This is a genomic window from Janthinobacterium sp. SUN128, from assembly GCF_030587275.1.
Lineage (GTDB): Bacteria > Pseudomonadota > Gammaproteobacteria > Burkholderiales > Burkholderiaceae_D > Janthinobacterium > Janthinobacterium lividum.
This window is the reverse complement of record NZ_JAPWHY010000001.1, coordinates 3,947,088-3,968,915: the sequence shown is the minus strand read 5'-3', so window position 1 is coordinate 3,968,915 and position 21,828 is coordinate 3,947,088. Positions and strand designations below refer to the sequence as shown.

Annotated in this window: 14 protein-coding genes; 9 read left to right on the top strand and 5 right to left on the bottom strand. The window is 65.2% G+C overall.

Going from position 1 to position 21,828, the window contains the following annotated elements; translation table 11 throughout:
• Window positions 1-17 precede the first annotated feature (17 nt).
• From O3297_RS17930 to O3297_RS17890, 9 genes are all read left to right on the top strand, one after another.
• Window positions 18-1,091, top strand: coding sequence for an HlyD family secretion protein (locus tag O3297_RS17930; protein ID WP_305049336.1), 1,074 nt, complete (start codon window positions 18-20; stop codon window positions 1,089-1,091).
• A gap of 2 nt (window positions 1,092-1,093) precedes the next feature.
• On the top strand, window positions 1,094-3,838 hold the full coding sequence (gene rbbA, locus O3297_RS17925; RefSeq protein WP_305049335.1) for a ribosome-associated ATPase/putative transporter RbbA: 2,745 nt from the start codon (window positions 1,094-1,096) through the stop codon (window positions 3,836-3,838).
• Between the two features lies 1 nt (window position 3,839).
• The gene (locus tag O3297_RS17920) at window positions 3,840-4,964 is read left to right on the top strand and encodes an ABC transporter permease (protein ID WP_034746452.1); all 1,125 of its coding nucleotides are present in this window, start codon (window positions 3,840-3,842) and stop codon (window positions 4,962-4,964) included.
• A gap of 47 nt (window positions 4,965-5,011) precedes the next feature.
• A complete protein-coding gene (locus tag O3297_RS17915; RefSeq protein WP_305049334.1) occupies window positions 5,012-7,276 on the top strand; it encodes a DUF3141 domain-containing protein in 2,265 nt (754 codons plus the stop codon).
• Window positions 7,277-7,285: 9 nt separating this feature from the next.
• On the top strand, window positions 7,286-8,701 hold the full coding sequence (locus O3297_RS17910) for a bifunctional enoyl-CoA hydratase/phosphate acetyltransferase (RefSeq protein WP_092607701.1): 1,416 nt from the start codon (window positions 7,286-7,288) through the stop codon (window positions 8,699-8,701).
• Window positions 8,698-9,915, top strand: a complete 1,218-nt coding sequence (locus O3297_RS17905; RefSeq protein WP_305049333.1) for an acetate/propionate family kinase — start codon at window positions 8,698-8,700, stop codon at window positions 9,913-9,915. The genes O3297_RS17910 and O3297_RS17905 overlap by 4 nt, the downstream gene beginning before the upstream one ends.
• A 215-nt stretch (window positions 9,916-10,130) precedes the next feature.
• On the top strand, window positions 10,131-10,607 hold the full coding sequence (locus O3297_RS17900; RefSeq protein WP_034780321.1) for a hypothetical protein: 477 nt from the start codon (window positions 10,131-10,133) through the stop codon (window positions 10,605-10,607).
• Window positions 10,608-10,771: 164 nt separating this feature from the next.
• Complete coding sequence (locus O3297_RS17895; RefSeq protein ID WP_305049332.1) at window positions 10,772-13,093, top strand: M43 family zinc metalloprotease; 2,322 nt, start codon at window positions 10,772-10,774, stop codon at window positions 13,091-13,093.
• Window positions 13,094-13,119: 26 nt separating this feature from the next.
• On the top strand, window positions 13,120-13,473 hold the full coding sequence (locus O3297_RS17890) for a hypothetical protein (RefSeq protein WP_139144131.1): 354 nt from the start codon (window positions 13,120-13,122) through the stop codon (window positions 13,471-13,473).
• On the opposite strand, the gene O3297_RS17885 is transcribed toward O3297_RS17890, so the two are convergent.
• From O3297_RS17885 to O3297_RS17865, 5 genes are all read right to left on the bottom strand, one after another.
• Complete coding sequence (locus tag O3297_RS17885) at window positions 13,464-13,652, bottom strand: helix-turn-helix transcriptional regulator (protein WP_034780317.1); 189 nt, start codon at window positions 13,650-13,652, stop codon at window positions 13,464-13,466. The genes O3297_RS17890 and O3297_RS17885 overlap by 10 nt on opposite strands.
• Before the next feature lie 200 nt (window positions 13,653-13,852).
• Window positions 13,853-16,207, bottom strand: coding sequence for a DNA topoisomerase IV subunit A (gene parC / locus O3297_RS17880; protein WP_034780316.1), 2,355 nt, complete (start codon window positions 16,205-16,207; stop codon window positions 13,853-13,855).
• Window positions 16,208-16,255: 48 nt separating this feature from the next.
• Complete coding sequence (locus O3297_RS17875) at window positions 16,256-18,058, bottom strand: J domain-containing protein (RefSeq protein ID WP_305049331.1); 1,803 nt, start codon at window positions 18,056-18,058, stop codon at window positions 16,256-16,258.
• 12 nt (window positions 18,059-18,070) lie between these two features.
• Window positions 18,071-19,780, bottom strand: a complete 1,710-nt coding sequence (locus tag O3297_RS17870; RefSeq protein ID WP_092607719.1) for a molecular chaperone HscC — start codon at window positions 19,778-19,780, stop codon at window positions 18,071-18,073.
• A complete protein-coding gene (locus tag O3297_RS17865; RefSeq protein WP_305049330.1) occupies window positions 19,780-21,777 on the bottom strand; it encodes a DNA topoisomerase IV subunit B in 1,998 nt (665 codons plus the stop codon). The genes O3297_RS17870 and O3297_RS17865 overlap by 1 nt, the downstream gene beginning before the upstream one ends.
• Between the last annotated feature and the right edge of the window lie 51 nt (window positions 21,778-21,828).

Genomic DNA, 21,828 nt, shown 5'->3' with positions numbered 1-21,828 from the left:
TTGATCGCCCCGATACCATGACTCCACAACTGAAGAAAAAACTCATCCCCGCGGCGCTGGTCGTGGCCGTTCTCGTGCTGGGCTATGTGGCCTGGCAAAAAATGCGTCCCACGGGCCCTGGCGAAGGCTTTGTCAGCGGCAATGGCCGCATCGAAGCGACGGAAATCGACGTCGCCACCAAGCTGGCGGGAAGGGTCAAGGAGATCCTCGTGCGCGAGGGCGACTTCGTCAAGGCGGGCCAGCCGCTGGCCACCATGCAGGTCGATTCGCTGACGGCCCAGCGCGACGAGGCGCGCGCGCGCCAGCAGCAGGCGTCCGACGCCGTGGTCGGCGCGCAGGCGCAAGTGGCCGTGCGCGAGAGCGACAAGGCCGCCGCGCTGGCCATCGTGGCGCAGCGCGAAAGCGAACTCGATGCGGCGCGCCGCCGTCTGGCCCGTTCCGAAACCCTGTCGAAAGAGGGCGCCTCCTCGGTGCAGGAACTTGACGACGACCGTGCCCGCGTGCGCAGCGTGGCCGCCGCCCTGAATGCGGCCAAGGCGCAGGTGACGGCGGCGCAGGCGGCCATCGACGCGGCCCGGGCGCAGGTGGTCGGCTCGCGCTCCGCCGTCGTCGCCGCCGAGGCGACCACGGCGCGCATCGATTCCGACCTGGCCGATGGCCAGCTGACGGCGCCGCGCGACGGCCGCGTGCAATACCTGGTGGCGCAGCAGGGCGAAGTGCTGGCCGGTGGCGGCAAGGTGCTCAACCTGGTCGACCTGTCGGACGTCTACATGACCTTCTTCCTGCCCGAGACGGCGGCCGGCAAGGTGGCGATGGGCGGCGAAGTGCGCATCATCCTCGACGCGGCGCCCAACTACGTGATTCCGGCGACGATCTCGTTTGTCGCCGCCAGCGCGCAGTTCACGCCGAAGACGGTGGAAACGGCCAGCGAGCGCCAGAAACTGATGTTCCGCGTGAAGGCGCAGATCAGCCGCGAGCTGCTGCAAAAGCACCTGGCGCTGGTGAAAGTGGGCCTGCCCGGCGTGGCCTGGGTGCGTCTCGATGCGAAGCAGGCATGGCCCGCTGAACTGACGGCGAAGATCCCGCAGTGACCATGGGCGTGAACAATTTCGTCGTCAGCATCCGGGGCGTCAGCCAGCATTACGGCAAGACGGTGGCGCTCGACGGCATCGACCTCGATGTGCCGGCCGGCTGCATGGTTGGCCTGATCGGGCCCGATGGCGTGGGCAAATCGAGCCTGCTGTCGCTGGTGGCCGGCGCGCGCGCGGTACAGGAAGGCAGCGTCATGGCGCTGGGCGGCGACATGCGCGATGCGCGCCACCGCGACGATGTCTGCCCGCGTATCGCCTACATGCCGCAAGGCCTGGGCAAGAATCTGTATCCGACCCTGTCGGTTGAGGAAAACCTGCAGTTTTTCGCGCGCCTGTTCGGCCACGACGCGGCCGAACGCCGCCGCCGCATCGACCAGCTGACCCGCAGCACGGGCTTGCAGCCCTTCCTGGCGCGCCCGGCGGGCAAGCTGTCGGGCGGCATGAAGCAGAAGCTGGGCCTGTGCTGTGCGCTGATCCACGATCCCGACCTGCTCATTCTCGATGAGCCCACCACCGGCGTCGATCCACTGGCGCGGGCCCAGTTCTGGGACTTGATCGCCGGCATCCGGGTGCAGCGCCCGCAAATGAGCGTGATGGTGGCCACCGCCTACATGGACGAGGCGCAGCGCTTCGATTGGCTCGTCGCCATGGACGACGGCAAGGTGCTCGACACGGGCACGCCGGCCGAACTGCTGGCGCGCACGGACAGCAGCAACCTGGAAGCGGCCTTCATCAAACTGCTGCCGGAAGCCAAGCGCGCGGGCCACCAGCCCGTGGTCATCACGCCTCTGGACGCTGCCAGCGCGCAGGACGTCGCCATCGAGGCGCAAGACCTGACCATGCGCTTTGGCGATTTTACGGCTGTCGACCATGTGAATTTCCGCATCGGCCGCGGCGAGATCTTTGGTTTTCTCGGCTCGAACGGCTGCGGCAAGTCGACCACCATGAAGATGCTCACGGGCCTGCTGCCGGCCACCGAAGGCAAGGCCTGGCTGTTCGGCAAGGAGGTCGACTCCAGCGATATCGACACGCGCCGCAGGGTCGGCTACATGTCGCAGGCCTTCTCTCTGTACAGCGAGCTGACGGTGCGCCAGAACCTGGTGCTGCATGCGCGCCTGTTCCACGTGCCCGACGGCGAAATAGGGGCGCGCATCGACGAAATGGCGCAGCGCTTCGACTTGCGCGCGGTGATGGACGACTTGCCCGACAGCCTGCCGCTGGGCATACGCCAGCGCCTGTCGCTGGCCGTGGCCATGGTGCACAAGCCGGAAATGCTGATCCTCGACGAACCGACGTCCGGCGTCGATCCGATTGCGCGCGACAATTTCTGGCGCCTGATGATCGAGCTGGCGCGGCGCGACCGCGTCACCATTTTCATTTCCACCCACTTCATGAACGAGGCCGAGCGCTGCGACCGCATCTCGCTGATGCATGCCGGTAAAGTGCTGGTCAGCGATGCGCCGGCCGAACTTGTGCGCAAGAAGGGCGCGCCGTCGCTGGAAGCGGCTTTCATCGCTTACCTGGAAGAGGCGGGCGGAGGCACGGCACCGGCGGAGCAGGAAAGCGCGGTGCCCGCGCAGAAGGCTGAAGTGGCCGCACCACAGCAGGAACACCGGCGCAGCCGTTTCAGCCTGAGCCGCATGCTCAGCTACATGTGGCGCGAGACACTGGAACTGCGACGCGACCCCGTGCGCCTGACCCTGGCGCTGGGCGGCTCCGTGTTGCTGCTGTTCGTCATCGGATTCGGCATCAGCCTGGATGTCGAAGATCTCAGTTATGCGGTGCTTGACCACGACCAGACCACCCTGAGCCAGAATTACACGAACAACCTGGCCGGTTCGCGCTACTTCGTCGAACGTCCGCCTCTGCGCGACTATGCCGATATCGACAAACGCATGCGCAGCGGAGAGTTGTTGCTGGCCATCGAGATTCCGCCCGGCTTCGCGCGCGACGTGCAGCGCGGCGCACCGGCACAGGTGGGCGCGTGGATCGACGGCGCCATGCCGATGCGCGCCGAAACCGTGCAGGGCTACGTGCAGGGCATGCACCAGTTGTGGCTGGCCGACCAGGCCTTGCACCGCTATGGCATCACCATGAACAACCCCGTCGCCATCCAGACGCGCTACCGCTACAACCCGGACGTGAAAAGCCTGCCGGCCATGGTGCCGGCCGTGATTCCCCTGCTGCTGCTGATGTTGCCGGCCATGCTGGCGGCGCTGTCCGTGGTGCGCGAAAAGGAACTGGGCTCCATCATCAACCTGTACGTGACGCCCGTGACGCGCCTGGAATTCTTGCTCGGCAAGCAAGTGCCGTACGTCGTGCTGGCCATGTTCAACTTCGTCCTCATGGCGCTGCTGGCCGTCACCGCCTTTGGCGTGCCGATCAAGGGCAGCTTGCCAACCCTGATCGGCGCCACCTTCATCTTCAATATCTGCGCCACCGGCATCGGCCTGTTCGCCTCGACGTTTACGCGCAGCCAGATCGCGGCCCTGTTCGTGACCATGATCGGCACCATGATCCCGGCCATCCAGTTTTCCGGCCTGCTCAATCCCGTCTCGTCGATGGAAGGCGTGGGCAAGGCCATCGGCCTGATGTACCCGGCCACGCACATGCTCAATATCAGCCGGGGCGTGTTCAACAAGGCGCTGGGCTTTGGCGATCTGCATGCCTCGTTCTGGCCCCTGATCGTCGCCATTCCCGTGATCCTCGGCTTGACGGTGGCGCTGCTGAAGAAACAGGAGAGCTGATATGCGGCATCTTGAAAATATCTACCGCCTGGGCGTGAAGGAAATCTGGAGCCTGATCCGCGACCCGATGATGCTGATCCTGATCCTCTATACCTTTACCTTGGCGATCTACGTGGCCGCCACGGCCAAGCCGGAAACCCTGCACATGGCGTCGATCGCCATCGTCGACGAGGATGGCTCGCCCCTGTCCGGGCGCATCGCCTCGGCCTTCTTCCCGCCGCAGTTCACGCCGCCAGCCATGATCAACCAGAGCCAGGTCGATGCGGGCCTGGACGCGGGCCAGTACACCTTCGTGCTGACGATACCGCCCAAGCTGCAGGCGGACGTGCTGGGCGGGCGCCAGGCGGAATTGCAGCTGAACGTCGACGCCACGCGCATGAGCCAGGCTTTCAGCGGCAGCGGCTACATCCAGCAGATCGTCGCCGGTGAAATATCCGAATTCGCCAAGCGCTATCGGGGCGCGACCGTCTCGCCCGTGGAGCTGGTGATGCGCGCGCGTTTCAATCCGTCGCTGAGCCAGGCCTGGTTTGGCTCGCTGATGGAGCTCATCAACCAGGTGACGATGCTGTCGATTATTCTCACGGGGGCGGCCCTGATCCGCGAGCGCGAACATGGCACCATCGAGCATTTGCTGGTGATGCCCGTGACGCCGGCCGAGATCATGCTGGGCAAGGTCTGGTCGATGGGCCTCGTGGTGCTGCTGGCCGCCGCCCTGTCGCTGAACCTGGTGGTGCGCGGCATGCTGCACGTGCCCATCGAGGGTTCCATCGCGCTGTTCCTGTGCGGCGCGGCCCTGCACCTGTTTGCCACCACCTCGATGGGCATCTTCCTCGCCACCGTGGCGCGCAGCATGCCGCAGTTCGGCATGCTCCTGATCCTCGTGCTGCTGCCGCTGCAGATGCTGTCGGGCGGCAGCACGCCGCGCGAAAGCATGCCCGAACTGGTGCAGAACATCATGCTGATCGCCCCGACCACGCATTTCGTCGAGTTGAGCCAGGCGATTCTGTACCGGGGTGCCGGCATCGACGTGGTGTGGAAACCGTTCCTGGCCTTGCTGGCCATCGGCACGGCCCTGTTTACCTTCGCGCTGGCGCGCTTTCGCAAGACCATCAGCCAGATGGCGTAGCCCCCGCGCCGGAATGGTCCGGCGTTTTTTGCATGAAAAGGATAGCCATGAAGATCGAAGCTGCACCATTTTTCTCCACCGGCGGCTTGCCGTCGCTGGGCGTGCTGGGCGACTATGCGCGCGACTCGTGGCAGCGCATCGTGCTGTATGCGGACGTGATGCGCCGGCGCGGCAACCAGTACCAGGAGCACATGGCCGAGGAAGTGCCGAACGTGCTGGACTTCCCCGCCGAACTGGTGATGTCGGGCCTGGAACTGGCGCGTCCCGTCAACTACGGCCTGGCGCGCATCTTGACGCCCGATGCGCCGGAACCCGATCCATCGAAGCGGCCATTCGTCGTCGTCGATCCGCGCGCCGGGCACGGTCCCGGCATCGGCGGCTTCAAGGCCGAGAGCGAGATCGGCGTGGCCCTGCGCGCCGGCCACCCGTGCTACTTCATCGGCTTCCTGCCCGATCCCGTGCCGGGACAGACGGTGGAAGACGTGATGCACGCCGAGGCGGCCTTCCTGGAAAAAGTCATCGCCCTGCATCCGCTCAGCGAAGGCAAGCCCGTCGTCATCGGCAATTGCCAGGCGGGCTGGCAAATCCTCATGACGGCGGCGATGCGCCCGGAATTGTTCGGCCCCATCATCGTGGCCGGCGCACCCGTGTCCTACTGGGCCGGCTGGCATGGCCGCAACCCGATGCGCTACGCGGGTGGGCTGATGGGCGGAAGCTGGGCCACGGCGCTGGCGGGCGACCTGGGCAACGGCCGCTTCGACGGCGCCAGCCTGGTGCAGAATTTCGAAAAGCTCAACCCGGCCAATACCCTGTGGAGCAAGCAGTACAACCTGTATGCGAACATCGACACGGAAGCGCCTCGCTACCTGGAATTTGAAAAATACTGGGGCGGCCATGTCTTCCTCAACGACGTCGAGATGCAGTACATCGTCGACAATCTGTTCATCGGCAACCGCCTGGCCACGGCGGAATTGATTACCTCCGACGGCGTGCGCCTGGACTTGCGCAATATCCGTTCGCCCATCGTCGTGTTCTGCTCGAACGGCGACAACATCACGCCGCCGCCGCAGGCGCTGGGCTGGATCACGGACTTGTACCGCGACGACAAGGATGTGCTGATGCACGACCAGACCATCGTGTATGCCGTGCATGACAGCATTGGCCACCTGGGTATCTTCGTCTCGGCCAAGGTGGGGCACAAGGAACACCAGAAATTCGCCAGCAATATCGACCTGATCAACCTGCTGCCAGCCGGCATCTACGAAGCGAGGATCGTCGACAAGACGCCCGATACGCCGAACGCGGACCTGGCCAGCGGCGACTATGTGCTGCAGGTCGAACACCGCGGCATCGACGACGTGCGCGCCATCGTGCAGCCAAGCGTGGAAAACGACCGCAAATTCGCCGCCGCCGCGCGCGTGTCCGAAGTGAACCTGGCCCTGTATCGCACGTTTGCGCAACCGTGGGTGCGCGCCATGGTCACGCCGCAGACGGCGCGCTTCCTGCAGCTCGCACATCCGCTGCGCGTGTCGTACGAGCGCTGGACGGACCATAATCCGCTGGCCAGGCTGGTGGCCAAGGAGGCGGAAAAAGTGCGCGCCCACCGCCAGCCGGTATCGCCCGACAACCCGCTGCTGGCCATGCAGGAAGCCATCTCCGGCGCCATCACGGCCGGCTTGAAAGGCTGGCGCGACTGGCGCGATACGCTGCAGGAAACCACCTTCGACCTGGTGTACGGCTCGCCGCTGGTGCAGGCGCTGACGGGACAAGCCATCGGCGATACGGCGCCGCCGCGCCCCCATCCCGGCATTTCGCCCGAGCATTGCGAATACGTGCGCTGCGAAACGCGCAAGATGGACGAGGACATGCAGCGGGGCGGCCTGGTGGAAGCGGCCGTGCGCGCGCTGTTCTACATCTACCGCTTCCGCATGATCGCCGACGAGCGCAGGGTCAACCTGGCCCTGAAATTGATCAAGCCGCAATACCGGCAGGATGTCGGCATGGAGGAATTCCGCGGTATCGTGCGCCAGCAGGCGCGCTTGATGCTGCATGATTTCGATGCGGCCATCGCGGCCTTGCCTGCCTTGCTGTCGCGCGCCGACCCGGACGACATCGGCGCGCTGGCCGAGTGGCTGCAGCAAGTGCTGCAAGTGCCCGAAGCGCCGACGCCGGACGAGGAGGCGAGCCTGCAGCAGATGCTGGACGTCTTCGACCGCGCGGTCAAGGTGCAAGCGAAGGCCTTGCCGTCGGACGCGGGCGCATCCCCTGCCGGGCCAAAAGCCAAGCCGGCCAAACACATTACCCCTGTATAGAAGACCACGATGACCACTACCCAAGACGATGATTTGCATATCGTGCGTAACCGCACCTTCGACCAGATCGCCATCGGCGACACTGCCAGCATCACGCGCACCCTGAGCATGGACGATATCGCCCTGTTCGCGGTGATGTCGGGCGATGACAACCCGCAGCACCTCGACACCGAATTTGCCGCCGCGACCCGCTACCAGGGCGTGATCGCGCACGGCATGTGGGGCGCGGCCCTCATTTCCGCCGTGCTGGGCACGCGGCTGCCCGGCGCCGGCACCGTCTACACGGGCCAGACCCTGCGCTTTTTGCAGCCCGTGCGCGTGGGCGATACCCTGGCCATCAGCGTCACCGTCACGGCGCGCGAGCCGCGCAACCGCCACGTGACCCTGGCTTGCCGCTGCGTCAACCAGCACGGCGCCGTGGTGCTCGATGGTGAGGCGCAGGTGATCGCGCCCGCCGAGCAGATCGAAAGGACGCGCGCCACCTTGCCCGAAGTGCGCCTGCATAACGGCGACGGCACGCGGCGCCTGCTGGAACACGCGCGCACCCTGGGTCCGATCAGAGTGGCCGTGATCCACCCTTGCGATGAACTGAGCCTGTCGGGCGCGCTTGACGCCTACGCGGCAGGCTTGATCACGCCCGTGCTGGTGGCGCCGCGCGCGCGCCTGGAGGCGGTGGCGCTGGAGGCGGGCCTGAGCCTGGAAGGCATCGCCATCGAAGACGTCGAACATAGCCATGCGGCCGCCGCGCGCGGCGCCGAACTGGCGGGGAAAGGGGAAGTCGAGGCGCTGATGAAGGGCAGCCTGCACACGGATGAGCTGATGTCGGCCGTGCTGTCGGCCAGCGCCGGCCTGCGCACCAAGCGCCGCATCAGCCACTGCTTCCTGATGCAGACGCCCGCGTATCCGCGTCCCTTCATCATCACGGACGCGGCCATCAATATCGCGCCGAACCTGGCCATGAAGGCCGACATCGTGCGCAACGCCATCGACCTGGCGCACGTGATCGGCGTGGCCTGCCCGCGCGTGGCCATCCTGGCCGCCGTGGAAACGGTGAATGCGGACATGCCGGCCACCCTGGACGCGGCCGCCCTGTGCAAGATGGCCGACCGTGGCCAGATCACGGGAGCGATCCTCGACGGCCCGCTGGCCTTCGACAATGCCGTCTCGATCGCCGCCGCCACCGTCAAGGGCATCGTCTCCGAGGTGGCGGGCCGCGCCGACATCTTGCTGGTGCCCGACCTGGAAAGCGGCAACATGCTGGCCAAGCAGCTCGAATACATGGGCGACGCGGACAGCGCCGGCATCGTGCTGGGCGCGAAAGTCCCCGTCATCCTGACCAGCCGCGCCGATTCGCGCGCCAGCCGCATCGCCTCGTGCGCCATCGCCGTGATGCTGGCCAACCATTACCGGAGCACGCCGCCATGAACGCAGCACTCCAACATGCCGACGGCACCCTGATCCTGGTGCTCAATTGCGGCTCGTCGAGCATCAAGTTCGCCCTGTTCGAGCAAGCGGGCGGCGTGCTGCCGCAGCAGGCGCAATGGAGCGGCAAGGTAGAAGGCATCGGTCGCGAAAACGCCACGTACCGCGCCGGCGGACTGCCGGCAATCGCCTTGCAGCTCGATGCAGAGCAGCCGCATCACGCGGCCCTCGAATACATCCGCGCGCAAGTGGTGGCGCAGCTGGCCGGGCGTGAGCTGCGCGCCGTGGCGCATCGCGTGGTGCACGGCGGCAGCAAGTATTTCGCCCCCGTGCGCATCGATTTCAAAGTGCTGGCCGACCTGAAAAGTTATGTGCCGCTGGCGCCCCTGCACCAGCCGTTCGCGCTGGAGGCGATCGAGGTGCTGCTCGAATCGCGGCCCGATATCGCCCAGGTGGCCTGCTTCGACACGGCCTTCCACCACACGGTGCCGCAGGTCGAGCAGATGCTGGCCCTGCCTTACGATGCGTGGGAGCGGGGCTTGCGCCGCTACGGCTTCCACGGCCTGTCGTATGAATACCAGTCGCTGGTGCTGGAGCAGCGCTTCGGTGCCGTCGCGCGCGGCAAGGTCATCGTGGCCCACCTGGGCAGCGGCGCCAGCCTGTGCGCCATGGATAATTTGCACAGCGTGGCCACCACCATGGGCTTTTCCGCGCTCGACGGCTTGATGATGGGCACGCGCTGCGGTTCGCTCGATCCGGGCGCCGTCATCTATCTGATGGAGATCGAAAAGCTGTCGCTGGAAAAAGTGGCGCATGTGCTGTACCACGAGTCGGGCTTGCTGGGCGTGTCGGGCGTGTCGGCCGACCCGCCGGTCTTGCTGGCGCAGCAGGACCGGCAGGATGCCACGGGCGAGCGTATCCGCGCCGCGCTGGCCTTGTATATCCGCCGTATCGTGCGCGAGATCGGCGCCCTGACGGCCGTGCTGGGCGGACTGGACATGCTGGTGTTTACGGCAGGTATCGGCGAACACAGCGCCGAGCTGCGCCAGCGCATCTGCGCCGAGCTGGGCTTTATTGGCCCCGTGCTCGATGCGGATGCCAATGCGCGCAACGCCAGCCGTATTTCCATCGATGCCAGCCGCATCGTGGTGGGCGTGGAGCCGGCCAACGAGGAGTGGGTGGCGGCGCGCCACGCGGCGCTGGCTGTGCGGGCATGAGGTCCTGAAGCGTACAGCCGCGCTCGATGGGAAATTTGCCGAATTGCACATATTTTCCGTTGAGTGCGCTAACGCACTGTGTGGTTTGCCAGTTATCTTTACTATGAAGTCATGCCATTGCGCTACATCAAGAAACAGCGCGATGCCTGGCAAATTTTGAACATTTTGCCCGCCTTTAGTAAGAATAAAATTAAACCATATTGAAAGGTCTCATCATGAACAAATTACTCGCCGCCCTGATCGCTACCCTGTTTGCCACCGCTGCCATCGCGCAAACGTCGCCAGTCACCCCAGCCGTTGCCAGCGCCCAGGCGTCTGCGCAGCACGACATCAACAAGGCTGCCAACAAGGAAGCCAAAGTCGATGCGAAGGCTGACGCCAATGTCGCCAAGGCTGAAATGAAGGCTGACGAAAAGAAAGCCGACGCCCAGCACAAGGCGAACAAAACCAAGGCCAAGGCCCACGACAAAGTGGCCGATGCCGATCCGGAAGACAAGATGAAGGCGCAAGCCAAGGCTGACAAGGCCGCCGCCAAGGCCGATGCGAAAGCAGGCAAAACCTCCGTGAAAGCGGATGCCAAGGTCGCCAAGGAAAAAGTGGAAGCGAACGCCGATAAAGCCATCGCCGCCACCAAGACGGAAGAAGCCAAGGCCAAGGCCGACGCTGAAGTCAAGGCCGCCGCCGCCAAGTAATCCCCTGTTTGCGGGCCACGGCCTGCAAGCCCAAAAGACAGCTTCGGCTGTCTTTTTTTCGTCTGCCACTTTTCTTTTGCACCGCTTGCCAGTCTTGATCTGGCACAAATGCTCCTCTTTTCGCCGTGCCATAGTGAATTGGCAAACAGACGAAGGGAGACATCATGAGCACCGCTAAAACGAAAAAAACACCCGCTACCGGTTCGGCGGAAGGCGCGCCTGCCGTGTCCGCCATGCAGTCCATGCCGGTCGAAGGCGACATGCAGGCTGGCGACGATTCGGCGGACGGCGACGCCATGGCTGGGCCGCGCCTGGGCATGTCGTATGCCGACCAGGCTGCGCTTACCCAGGGTACGGCCGCCGCGGATGCCGGCGCCATGCCGGGCGGCGGCATGCAGCAGGCACCGCAGGGCATGGCGGCCACCAGCTGCATGCAGCTTGGGGCTGGCGGTGGCATGGGTGGCGATGGTGGCGGTGGCGGTGGCATGGGGGGCAGCGACGGTGGACAGGGCGGCGGTACACCGCAGAAGCGCACCTGCGCCACGATGGACGTGCATCGCCGCCTGCTGAGCGAAGATCCATCGTATGCGAACGTGCGCGCCGATATCGAAAACCTGGCCGGGCTCTACGAGGGCGACGGCAGCATTGCCGCACGTTCCGGCGTGACGCAGATACCGGTGGTGGTGCACGTGGTGTGGAATACGGCCGCACAGAATATTTCGGATGCGCAGATCGCCAGCCAGATCGATGTGCTCAATCGTGACTTCCGGCGCGTCAACCCGGATGTCAACAGCACGCCGGCGCCATTCCTGCCCCTGACGGCCGATGCGCGCCTGGAGTTCGCGCTGGCCACGACCGATCCGCATGGCGCGGCCACCAGCGGCATCGAGCGGCGCCAGACGACGGCGGCCTCGTTTGGCGCGGACGATGCCGTCAAGTCGCAGGCGACGGGCGGCATGGATGCCTGGCCGGCCGACAGCTACCTGAATATATGGGTGTGCCAGCTTGGCGGCGGCTTGCTGGGCTACGCGCAGTTTCCCGGCGGCCCGGCCGCCACCGACGGCGTGGTGATCCTGCAATCGGCCTTTGGCACGAACGGCACGGCGGCGCCGCCGTTCCACCTGGGGCGCACGGCCACGCATGAAATCGGCCATTGGCTGAATCTGAACCATATCTGGGGCGACGACGGCACCGGGTGTTCGGGCACGGACAACGTGGCCGACACGCCCAACCAGGGCGGGCCGAACACGGGCCAGCCCTCGTTTCCGCAGGTGTCCTGCAACAACGGGCCGAATGGCGACATGTTCATGAACTATATGGATTACGTCGACGATCCCGCCATGTTCATGTTCACGGCGGGACAGGTGGCGCGCATGCAGGCCTGTCTCGATGGCCCGCGCGCCAGCATCGGCACGGGCGGCACAGGCGCAGGCGCCACGCCGCGCCAGAGCTCGTCTCCCGTCGTGGCCTGGGGCGCGACCCGCCTCGATGTGTTCGTGCTGGGCACGGACCGCGCGCTCTACCACAAGGCCTGGAATGGCACGGCCTGGGCGCCGTCCGTCACCGGCTATGAAGGGCAGGGCGGCATTTGCACCAGTGCCCCGCAGGTGGTGTCGTGGGGGCCGAACCGGCTCGACGTGTTCGTCACGGGCACCGACAGCGGCTTGTTCCACAAGTGGTGGAATGGCACGGCCTGGGGACCGTCGCTGACCGGCTATGAAGCGATGGGCGGCTTGTGCGTGGGCGACCCGCGCGCCGTGGCCTGGGGACCGAACCGCCTCGACGTGTTTGTCGTCGGCACGGACCGCGGCCTGTATCACAAGTGGTGGAACGGAGCCGCCTGGGGGCCGTCCTTGACGGGTTACGAAGCCATGGGCGGCATTTGCCTGGGCCAGCCGGAAGCCGTGGCCTGGGGGCCGAACCGCCTCGATGTCTTCGTTGTCGGCACGGACCGGGCCCTGTACCACAAGTGGTGGAACGGCACGGCCTGGGGACCGTCGCTGACGGGCTATGAACGCCTAGGCGGCATATGCACCTCGGCGCCGAAGGCCGTGGCGTGGGGACCGAACCGCTTCGACGTCTTCGTCACGGGCACCGATGGCGCTCTGTACCACAAGTGGTGGGATGGCGCGAAATGGGGGCCGTCCATCGACGGCTTCGAGCGCCTGGGCGGTATATGCGTGGGCGAAGTGGAAGCCGTATCGTGGGGTGCCAACCGGCTCGACCTGTTCGTCATCGGCACGGACAGCGCCCTGTATCACAAGGCGTGGAATGGATCCGCCTGGTCGCCATCCGTGACGGGCTTTGAAAGCCTGGGCGGCATATGCACCTCGCGTCCGCGCGCCACGGCATGGGCGCCGAACCGCCTCGACGTGTTTGTCACGGGTACGAATGGCGCCCTGTTCCACAAGGCGTGGAACGGCACGGCCTGGTCGCCTTCCGTGAGCGGCTATGAAAGCCTGGGCGGCGTGGTATCGTGTTTCTGACATCCATGGTTGACACGGGAGGCGGCATGCACGGCATGACAACGGCACTGCCCAGCGGCAGCTGGACGCATTCCTTCGAGGAGGATGCAGACGGTATCGAGGTGTACCGGCCCACGGCCACGTTCGTCTTTCCTCCCAGCCGCAAGGGGCGCAAGGTGCTCGAGTTCGGCGCGCCCGCCGGCGCCACGGCGCAAGGGGAGGCGACATTGACGTCCATGGCGCCCGGCCCCGATGACCGCCCCCGCGCCGGTCCCGTGACCCGGCTGGTACCCGTGGGCATGGGCCGCTATGCGCTGGGCGATGCTGGCGGGACGCAGGACGTGATCGACATCGTCGAAGCGACGCCTGAAATGCTGCGCCTGTCGCGGCGTCAAGGATGACCCCGGAGCTTGTGCGCGAGCGCCGTGCGGTTACCCACGCCCAGTTTCTGGTAAATCGCATGCAGCTGGTTGCGCACGGTGGCCGGCGACTTGCCCAGTTCCCTGGCGATGCTTTTATACGGCAATCCTTCGGCCGCCATGGCCGCCACCAGCCGTTCGGCCGGGGTCAGGCGCTGCATGGCAGCCTGCCTGAAACCTTGTTTGTCATCGCTGTTCTCCTGTCGCTGGGCGGCGTGCCGGTGGCATGCCTGCAGGGATAACGGGAACGCGGGACATATCTGTCAAATTATCTGTGAAACTATTTTTTCCTGTGCCGCTGCGCGGCGCTGGGCGAAAAAAAAGACAGGCGAACCTGTCTTTTCGTATGGCCGGATGCCGATCAGCCGATGGCCGCCATGGAGACCGGTTTCAGCTTGGCCGCCAGCGCCTTGCCTTTCTTGGCACGCTTGCCGAAGTGTTCGGCCAGGGCCGTGGCGCCCAGCGATGCATCCTGCGGTTTCGAAGCCCTGCCGATGCCCGAGACCACCACGCCGCGCTGAGTGATCGGCTGCACGGCCAGCAGCTTGTCTTTCGCATCGAGGTCGATCAGCTTGACGCCGGTGCCGCCCTTGGACAGGGTTTTCATTTCATCGAGGCCGAACACCAGCAGGCGTGCGCCTTCCGTCAGGCAGGCCAGGGCGCTGGCCGCCTCGGGGATGACTTTCGGCGCCAAAGGCACGTCGCCATCGTCCAGGGTGATGAAGGCCTTGCCGCCTTTCAGGCGGCTCGTCATGTCGCCCGCCTTGGCGATGAAGCCGTAGCCTGCGCTCGACGCCAGCAGCAAATTGGTGGCGCCATTGCCCGCAAAGTAATGGAGGATGCGCACGGCGTTGCCGGGCGTGCCGCCGCTCAGGTCGCACAAGGTCGTGATCGGCACGCCATCGCCGCGCGCGTTGGGCAGCGCGGAGACGGGAACCGAGTAAATCTTGCCGTTGTTGCCAAAGCCCAGCAGGGTGTCGACCGTACGGCACTCGAAGGCGCCATGCAGGGAGTCTCCCGCCTTGAACGTGAACTGCGCCGCATCGTGGCCGATGCCGGTACGCGCGCGCACCCAGCCTTTTTCCGAGATGATGACGGTGACCGGTTCATCGACCACCTTCTGTTCCGCCACGGCTTTCTGCGCTTCCTCGATCAGGGTGCGGCGCGCATCGCCGAACTGCTTGGCGTCCGCTTCGATTTCGCGGATGATGGCGCGCTTCATCGACCCCGGGTTGTCGAGCAGGTCTTGCAGCGATTTTTCTTCCTTGCGCAGCTCGGCCAGTTCCTGCTGGATCTTGATCGTCTCCAGGCGTGCCAGCTGGCGCAAGCGGATTTCCAGGATGTCGTCGGCCTGGCGTTCGGACAGCTTGAACGCTTCGATCAGGGCCGCCTTCGGTTCATCCGAATTGCGGATGATCTGGATCACCTTGTCGATATTGAGCAGGATCGCTTCGCGCCCTTCCAGGATATGGATGCGGTCCTTGACCTTGCCCAGTTTGTAGCCGGTGCGGCGCGTGACGGTCTCGAAGCGGAAGTCGATCCACTCGCGCAGGATGTCGCCCAGGCCTTTCTGGCGTGGACGGCCATCGCCGCCTATCATCACCAGGTTGATCGAGGTCGACGATTCCAGCGAGGTGTGCGCCAGCAGCATCAGCATGAATTCCGTCTGGTCCTGGTTCTTCGACTTCGGCTCGAACACGAGGCGCACGGGCGCGGCGCGGCCCGATTCGTCGCGGATGGTGTCGAGCGAATTGAGGATCAGCGCCTTCAGGGCCACCTGGTCCGGCGACAGCGCCTTCTTGCCCAGCTTGATCTTCGGATTCGTCAGTTCCTCGATTTCTTCCAGCACCTTCTGCGACGAGGTACCAGGCGGCAGTTCCGTCACGACGGCTTGCCACTGGCCGCGCGCCAGTTCCTCGATCTTCCAGCGCGCACGCACCTTCATGCTGCCACGGCCGCTCGCGTACATGTCCTGGATCTGCGATGGCGGGGTGATGATCTGGCCGCCGCCGGGGAAGTCGGGGCCGGGAATGATGGCCATCAGCTCGGCGTGCGTCATCTTCGGATCGCGGATCATGGCGACAGCCGCTTTCGCCACTTCCGCCAGGTTGTGCGACGGGATTTCCGTCGCCAGGCCCACGGCGATGCCGGAGGCGCCGTTGAGCAGCACCATCGGCAGGCGCGCCGGCAGCAGCTTCGGTTCTTCCGTCGAACCGTCGTAGTTGGGCTGGAAGTCCACCGTGCCCATGCCGATTTCATCCATCAGCAGCTTGGCGATCGGCGTCAGGCGCGCTTCCGTGTAACGCATGGCCGCGGCGCCATCGCCGTCGCGCGAACCGAAGTTGCCCTGGCCGTCGATCAGCGGGTAGCGCAAGGAGAAATCCTGCGCCATGCGCACGAGCGCGTCGTACACGGACTGGTCGCCGTGCGGATGCAATTTACCCAGCACGTCGCCGACCACGGCCGCCGATTTGCGGGGCTTCGCCGTGGAATTGAGTCCCAGCTCATTCATCGCATACAGGATGCGGCGCTGCACGGGCTTCTGGCCATCGCACACGTCGGGCAGGGCGCGGCCCTTGACGACGGAGATGGCGTAATCGAGATAGGCGCGCTCGGCAAAGGTGGACAGGGTCAGCGCTTCGCCGTCGAATACCGGTTCATCCGGCTCGATCGGCTCAGGCTGGGCATCGTCAAATAAATTGGTTTGTGTGGACATGGCGCTTGTTTCGGTGTTAAGTGGTTGCGGTTGAATTCGTGGGGCTGATTATGACAGCCCGGGTTTGGAAAAAGACTTGCCATACGTCAGATACATGTAGCGCAAGGTCAGATACAGCACGGCCAGGGCCAGCTCGACACTGTTATGCATCATCGGCATGGCGCGGATGGCCGGGGCGTGGCCGGCCAGCACGAAGCTGGCGAGCGACGGCACCAGCACCACCGGCCAGATCGTCTTCCATTTGAAATCGGTGGGCGAAAACAGCAAGCCGGCGCACGACCAGGCATACAGCGCGGCGCCGACGAGGGCGGCCGGCAGCAGTTGCAAATACAGTTGCAGCAGCAAGCCCGCGCAACCGATCAGCCATGCCGCGCGCAGGCGGGGCAAGAGCGCCTCGGGGAAGCCGCAATCGCCATACAGGCCGGTGGCGCTGCGCAGGGCCAGCGCCGCCAGGCAGAATATCAATGGCATGGCCTCGCCGATAGCCAGCGCCGCAGGGCCTTTGCCGCTCATGAACATGGCGGCGAACAGCGACAGGCCGAGGCACAGGAGCAGCAGCATGCCATGCAGCAGTTGGCGGTTCATCGCGTACGCGAGCAGCGCCGACGCGCACAAGCCGGCCGCGGTAACGAGGCGCATGGTCTCGCTGCGTTCGGGCAGGAACAGCAGCAGCGCCAGCACGAGGTAGGGCACGATCCAGCCCAGTTGCCGCAAGCCGGGCCGCTGCCACAGCGTGGGCAGGCGTTCCTGCAGCGCTTCCTGCAGCGTATCGACCCGCGCGAACAGGGGCGCCGGCCAGCGCAAGGCATGCATGGCCAGCAGCGCAAAGGCGAGCGCCTGGAAGCCCAGCAGGCTGGCATAGGCGGCCGTGTCGCCGAGCTTGAAGCCGGCCGCATCGAGCACGCCAGCGAGCATGAAGTGCAGCACGAAACCCAGGCCGCCCGAAGCCAGCGCCGTCTGCTTGAAGTAGCGCCTGGCATGGACGGCCTGCTCCCATTGCTCGAACAGGTCCGTATCGAGCTTGTAAGCCAGCATTTCGCCGTGCTGCCAGCGTATCGCGTGCAGCAGTTCGCGCAGCTGCAGGTTGAATTTCTGGTCGAACAGCTGGCGCGCGTAGGCCGATGGCGGCTGCTGCGACATGATGCAGTCCAGGCCGGGATAGCTGTCGCGGTTGTCGCTGAAATGGGCAAACGAGCGGTCGGCCCGGTAGCGCTGCACGGCGCCGCGCACCAGGTCCGCATGGCTGCGCGCCAGGTAGGAAAAATCGTGGTCCCAGCCCAGCTGCTCGAACAGGGCCTGGCGCAGCGGCAGCGTATAGCCGGCGCTGGCGCAATAGCGCAGCGCGCACAGGTCGAACTCCTCGCGCACGTCGAGATTCAGCATGGCGTCGTCCTGCAGGATGCGGGCCAGCACCTCGCCGGCATCCGCGTGCCGCGTCAGCGCCAGGCAGCCCTGCCACAGGTTGTCCGCTTCCTGCGCCGGATCGATGGCGACCACGCCCCATTGTTCTGGCGGCGGCGTCTGCTCCTGGGCTATGACGCCCCACAGTTCTGCGGGCGGCTCCTGCGCGGGTTCGTCGATGACGCCCCACAAGTCGGCCGGTTCCATCGGCGGTGCTTCTGGCGCTTCCGCTTCCGCTTCGGCCGCTGGCGGTTCCGGCAATTCCTCGGAAAACAGGTGCGCATGGCGCAGCGCGTATTCATACGCTTCGCGCAGTTCCTGGAAGGCGGCCGGATCGTCTTCGGGACGCGTCACCTTCAGACGCTTCGCATACGCGCGCTTGAGGGCGCGCTCGTCGCCGGTCGGCTCCGTGCCCAGGATTGCCCACAGGCTGCGCTGTCCGTTGTCCATGCCGCCGTCCATTTACAGGAAGCTCTCGCTCTCGACCTGGCGCAACACTTCGTCGAGCGCCTGGCGTGCCTTGCGGATGGTGTTCGGGTCCTGTGTTTCCAGCGCGGCCTGGAAGTTGGCCGTGTGCGCCGCCAGGTACTGGCGCACGTCGCCCAGAGACTGTTCGTACAGCCGGTCGGCGCGCGTGACCAGGGTGCGGTTTTCCATCTGCTCGCGCGGGTGGATCTTCAGGTCGGCCAGTTCCGCAAAGCGCTGCTCGATCTGTTCCGGCGTCATCACGCCCGCGTTGTCGCTGATGACCATCTTGTGCTTTTCCTGCGTGGCCAGCACGGTCACTTCCGCTTCCAGCACGCCGCTGACGTCGTAGGTGAAGCGCACGTCGATGCCGATTTCGCCCGCCTTTTTCGCGGGTATCGGGAAGCTGATCTTGCCGAGGAAGACATTGTCGGCCACCAGGCGCGACTCGCCCTGGAAGATCGCCACGTTGATTTCCTTCTGGTTGTCGTGGATGGTGGTGATGTTTTCCGTGCGCGAGACGGGCACCACGGAATTGCGCTCGATGATGGGCAGGTAATGCCCGCCTTCATACTGGTTCGCGCCGACCTGGCGCGAAATGGAAATGCCCAGCGAGTACGGCGCCACGTCCGTCATGACCACTTCGTCGAGCGCCGCGTCGCGCATCTTGAGCCCTGCTTGCACGGCGGCGCCCAGCGCCACGGCTTCGTCCGGATCCAGGTGGATGGCGGGGAAGCGGCCGAACATGCGCGAGACGAGTTTGCGCACCAGCGGCATGCGCGTGGCGCCGCCGGCCAGCACTACTTCATTCAATTCCGCGGCGCGGATGGTGGCGTCGCGCAGCGCCCGTTCCACGGGCAGGCGCAGGCGGGCCAGCAGGGGCTCGCACAATTGCGCCAGTTTGTCTTCGCTGATCTCCCAGCTGTATTCCTTGTCCTGGTAGCGCGTGGCCATGCGCACGGATGGCTGGTCCGACAGCAGGCGCTTGACGCGCTCTGCCTCATCGCGCAGCAGCTGCTGCTGGCGCGGGTCGAACAGGCGGCTGCCGGCCGCATCGCGCAAGCCGCTGCCTTCCAAAAAGGCGTCGACCAGCACGGTGACGAAGTCTTCGCCGCCCAGAAAATTGTCGCCGGCCGAGGCGCGTACTTCCATCACGCCTTCGAACAGTTCCAGGATCGACACGTCGAAGGTGCCGCCACCCAGGTCGAAGACGAGGAATTTGCTTTCCTGTTCCTTGTCGCGGATGCCGTAGGCCAGCGCGGCGGCCGTCGGCTCGTTCAGCAGCCGCTCCACGCGCAAACCCGCCAGCTGGCCGGCGATGCGCGTGGCCTTGCGCTGCGCATCGCTGAAATACGCGGGCACGGTGATGATGGCTTCCTCGACCTTGTGCCCCAAAAAGGCTTCGGCATCTTCCTTCAGCGCGCGCAGCACCATCGACGACAGCTCTTCCGGACGGAATTGCTGCGTGCCGAGGGTGATCTTCTTTTCACTGCCCATGTAGCGCTTGAAGACGGCCGCCGTCAGTTGCGGGTGCGTCTGCAGGCGCTCGCGCGCGGCGCGGCCCACCAGCACGGTGCCGTCGTCATCGATGCTGACGCACGACGGCGTCAGGTGTTCACCGAGCGCATTCGGGATGATGGAAGCCTTGCCATCGCGCCAGATGGCGACCAGGCTGTTGGTGGTGCCCAGGTCGATACCGATGATCATCAGATATCCGCCTCCGCCTCATTGCCGTGTTCTTCGATCCAGGCGCGGCGTCCCGCCGCTTCGCCTTTGCCCATCAACATATTGAAGCGGGAAGCCGAGGCCATGTGGTCGACTTCACCGAGCGTGACGGGCAGCAAACGGCGCGTGTCCGGGTTCATCGTCGTTTCCCACAACTGCTCGGCGTTCATCTCGCCCAGGCCCTTGAAGCGCGAGATCGACCAGGCGCCCTGTTTCACGCCTTCCTTGCGCAGCTTGTCCTCGATGGCGAGCAGTTCGCCGTCGTCGAGCGCATAGATTTTCTGCATCGGCTTCTTGCCGCGCGCCGGCGCATCCACGCGGTACAAAGGCGGACGGGCGATGCAGATGTGTCCCTTGTTGATCAGGGCCGGGAAGTGCTTGAAGAAGAGCGTCAGCAGCAGTACCTGGATGTGCGAGCCGTCCACGTCCGCGTCGGACAGGATGCAGATCTTGCCGTAGCGCAGGCCGGACAGGTCGGGCGTATCGCCCACGCTGTGCGGATCGACGCCGATGGCGACCGCAATGTCGTGGATCTCGTTATTGGCGAACAGGCGGTCGCGATCCGTTTCCCACGAGTTCAAGACCTTGCCGCGCAGGGGCAGGATCGCCTGGAATTCCTTGTCGCGCCCCATCTTGGCCGAACCGCCCGCCGAGTCGCCCTCGACGAGGAACAGTTCATTGCGCGCGATGTCCGACGATTCGCAGTCGGTCAGCTTGCCGGGAAGGACGGCCACGCCCGAGGATTTTTTCTTTTCCACTTTTTGCAGCGAGCGCTGGCGCGACTGCGCCTGCTTGATCACGAGATCGGCCAGCTTCTTGCCGTAGTCGACGTGCTGGTTCAGCCACAGTTCCAGCGGCGGCTTGGTGAAGGTCGAGACGAGGCGCACGGCGTCGCGCGAGTTCAGGCGTTCCTTGATCTGGCCCTGGAATTGCGGGTCCAGCACCTTGGCCGACAGCACGAAGGAAGCGCGCGCGAACACGTCTTCGGGCAGCAGCTTCACGCCTTTCGGCAGCAGCGAGTGCATTTCGACGAAGTTCTTCACGGCGCCGAACAGGCCGTCGCGCAAGCCCGATTCGTGCGTGCCGCCATTCGAGGTGGGGATCAGGTTGACGTACGATTCGCGCACGATGGCGCCTTCTTCCGTCCACGCCACAACCCAGGCCGCGCCTTCGCCCTCGGCAAAGCCTTCCGAGTCCGGGCCCGCATACTGCGCGCCTTCGAACAGGGGAATCAGGGTTTCGCCATTCGATACCTGCGCCAGCGTTTCGGTCAGGTAGCCGCGCAAGCCTTCCGCGTACTGCCAGGTCTGCGTATCGCCGGTTTTCGCGTTGGTGAGGGTGACGGTCACGCCCGGCAGCAGCACGGCTTTCGAGCGCAGCAGGCGTTGCAGCTCCGTTTGCGAGATGTTGGGCGAATCAAAATATTTTGCGTCGGGCCAGGCGGTGACGCGCGTGCCCGACTTCTTGCCGTCGCGCGGGGCGGGGCGGGAATTCAAGGGCTCGATCACGTCGCCATTCGCAAACACCATGTGGTGCAAGCCGTTGCCGTCGCTTTCCTTGCGCCAGACGGTGATTTCCAGGCGCGTCGACAGCGCATTGGTGACGGACACGCCGACGCCGTGCAAGCCGCCCGAGAACGCATAGGCGCCGCCCGAACCCTTGTCGAACTTGCCGCCCGCGTGCAGTCGTGTAAACACGATTTCCACCGTCGGCACGCCTTCTTCCGGGTGCAGGCCGACGGGAATGCCGCGGCCATTGTCTTCGACGGTAATGCTGCCATCCGTGTTTTGCGTGACGGCGATATGCGTGCAATGACCGCCCAGCGCCTCGTCGGAGGCATTGTCGATCACTTCCTGAATGATGTGCAGCGGATTTTCAGTGCGGGTGTACATCCCCGGGCGCTGCTTGACGGGTTCCAGTCCTTTCAGGACACGGATGGATGATTCGCTGTAGTCGGATGCTGTTTTTTTAGTGGCCATACGTGTTCAAGCTAAGTAAAGACAGTGGTTGGAACGCCAGGCCAGGGCACT

What these genes read in the sequence shown, in the direction of transcription:
- O3297_RS17930 (WP_305049336.1), top strand. Translation starts at nt 18, where the DNA reads ATGACTCCACAACTGAAGAAAAAACTCATCCCCGCGGCGCTGGTCGTG.
- rbbA (WP_305049335.1), top strand. Translation starts at nt 1,094, where the DNA reads ATGGGCGTGAACAATTTCGTCGTCAGCATCCGGGGCGTCAGCCAGCAT.
- O3297_RS17920 (WP_034746452.1), top strand. Translation starts at nt 3,840, where the DNA reads ATGCGGCATCTTGAAAATATCTACCGCCTGGGCGTGAAGGAAATCTGG.
- O3297_RS17915 (WP_305049334.1), top strand. Translation starts at nt 5,012, where the DNA reads ATGAAGATCGAAGCTGCACCATTTTTCTCCACCGGCGGCTTGCCGTCG.
- O3297_RS17910 (WP_092607701.1), top strand. Translation starts at nt 7,286, where the DNA reads ATGACCACTACCCAAGACGATGATTTGCATATCGTGCGTAACCGCACC.
- O3297_RS17905 (WP_305049333.1), top strand. Translation starts at nt 8,698, where the DNA reads ATGAACGCAGCACTCCAACATGCCGACGGCACCCTGATCCTGGTGCTC.
- O3297_RS17900 (WP_034780321.1), top strand. Translation starts at nt 10,131, where the DNA reads ATGAACAAATTACTCGCCGCCCTGATCGCTACCCTGTTTGCCACCGCT.
- O3297_RS17895 (WP_305049332.1), top strand. Translation starts at nt 10,772, where the DNA reads ATGAGCACCGCTAAAACGAAAAAAACACCCGCTACCGGTTCGGCGGAA.
- O3297_RS17890 (WP_139144131.1), top strand. Translation starts at nt 13,120, where the DNA reads ATGCACGGCATGACAACGGCACTGCCCAGCGGCAGCTGGACGCATTCC.
- O3297_RS17885 (WP_034780317.1), bottom strand. Translation starts at nt 13,652, where the DNA reads ATGCAGCGCCTGACCCCGGCCGAACGGCTGGTGGCGGCCATGGCGGCC.
- parC (WP_034780316.1), bottom strand. Translation starts at nt 16,207, where the DNA reads ATGTCCACACAAACCAATTTATTTGACGATGCCCAGCCTGAGCCGATC.
- O3297_RS17875 (WP_305049331.1), bottom strand. Translation starts at nt 18,058, where the DNA reads ATGGACAACGGACAGCGCAGCCTGTGGGCAATCCTGGGCACGGAGCCG.
- O3297_RS17870 (WP_092607719.1), bottom strand. Translation starts at nt 19,780, where the DNA reads ATGATCATCGGTATCGACCTGGGCACCACCAACAGCCTGGTCGCCATC.
- O3297_RS17865 (WP_305049330.1), bottom strand. Translation starts at nt 21,777, where the DNA reads ATGGCCACTAAAAAAACAGCATCCGACTACAGCGAATCATCCATCCGT.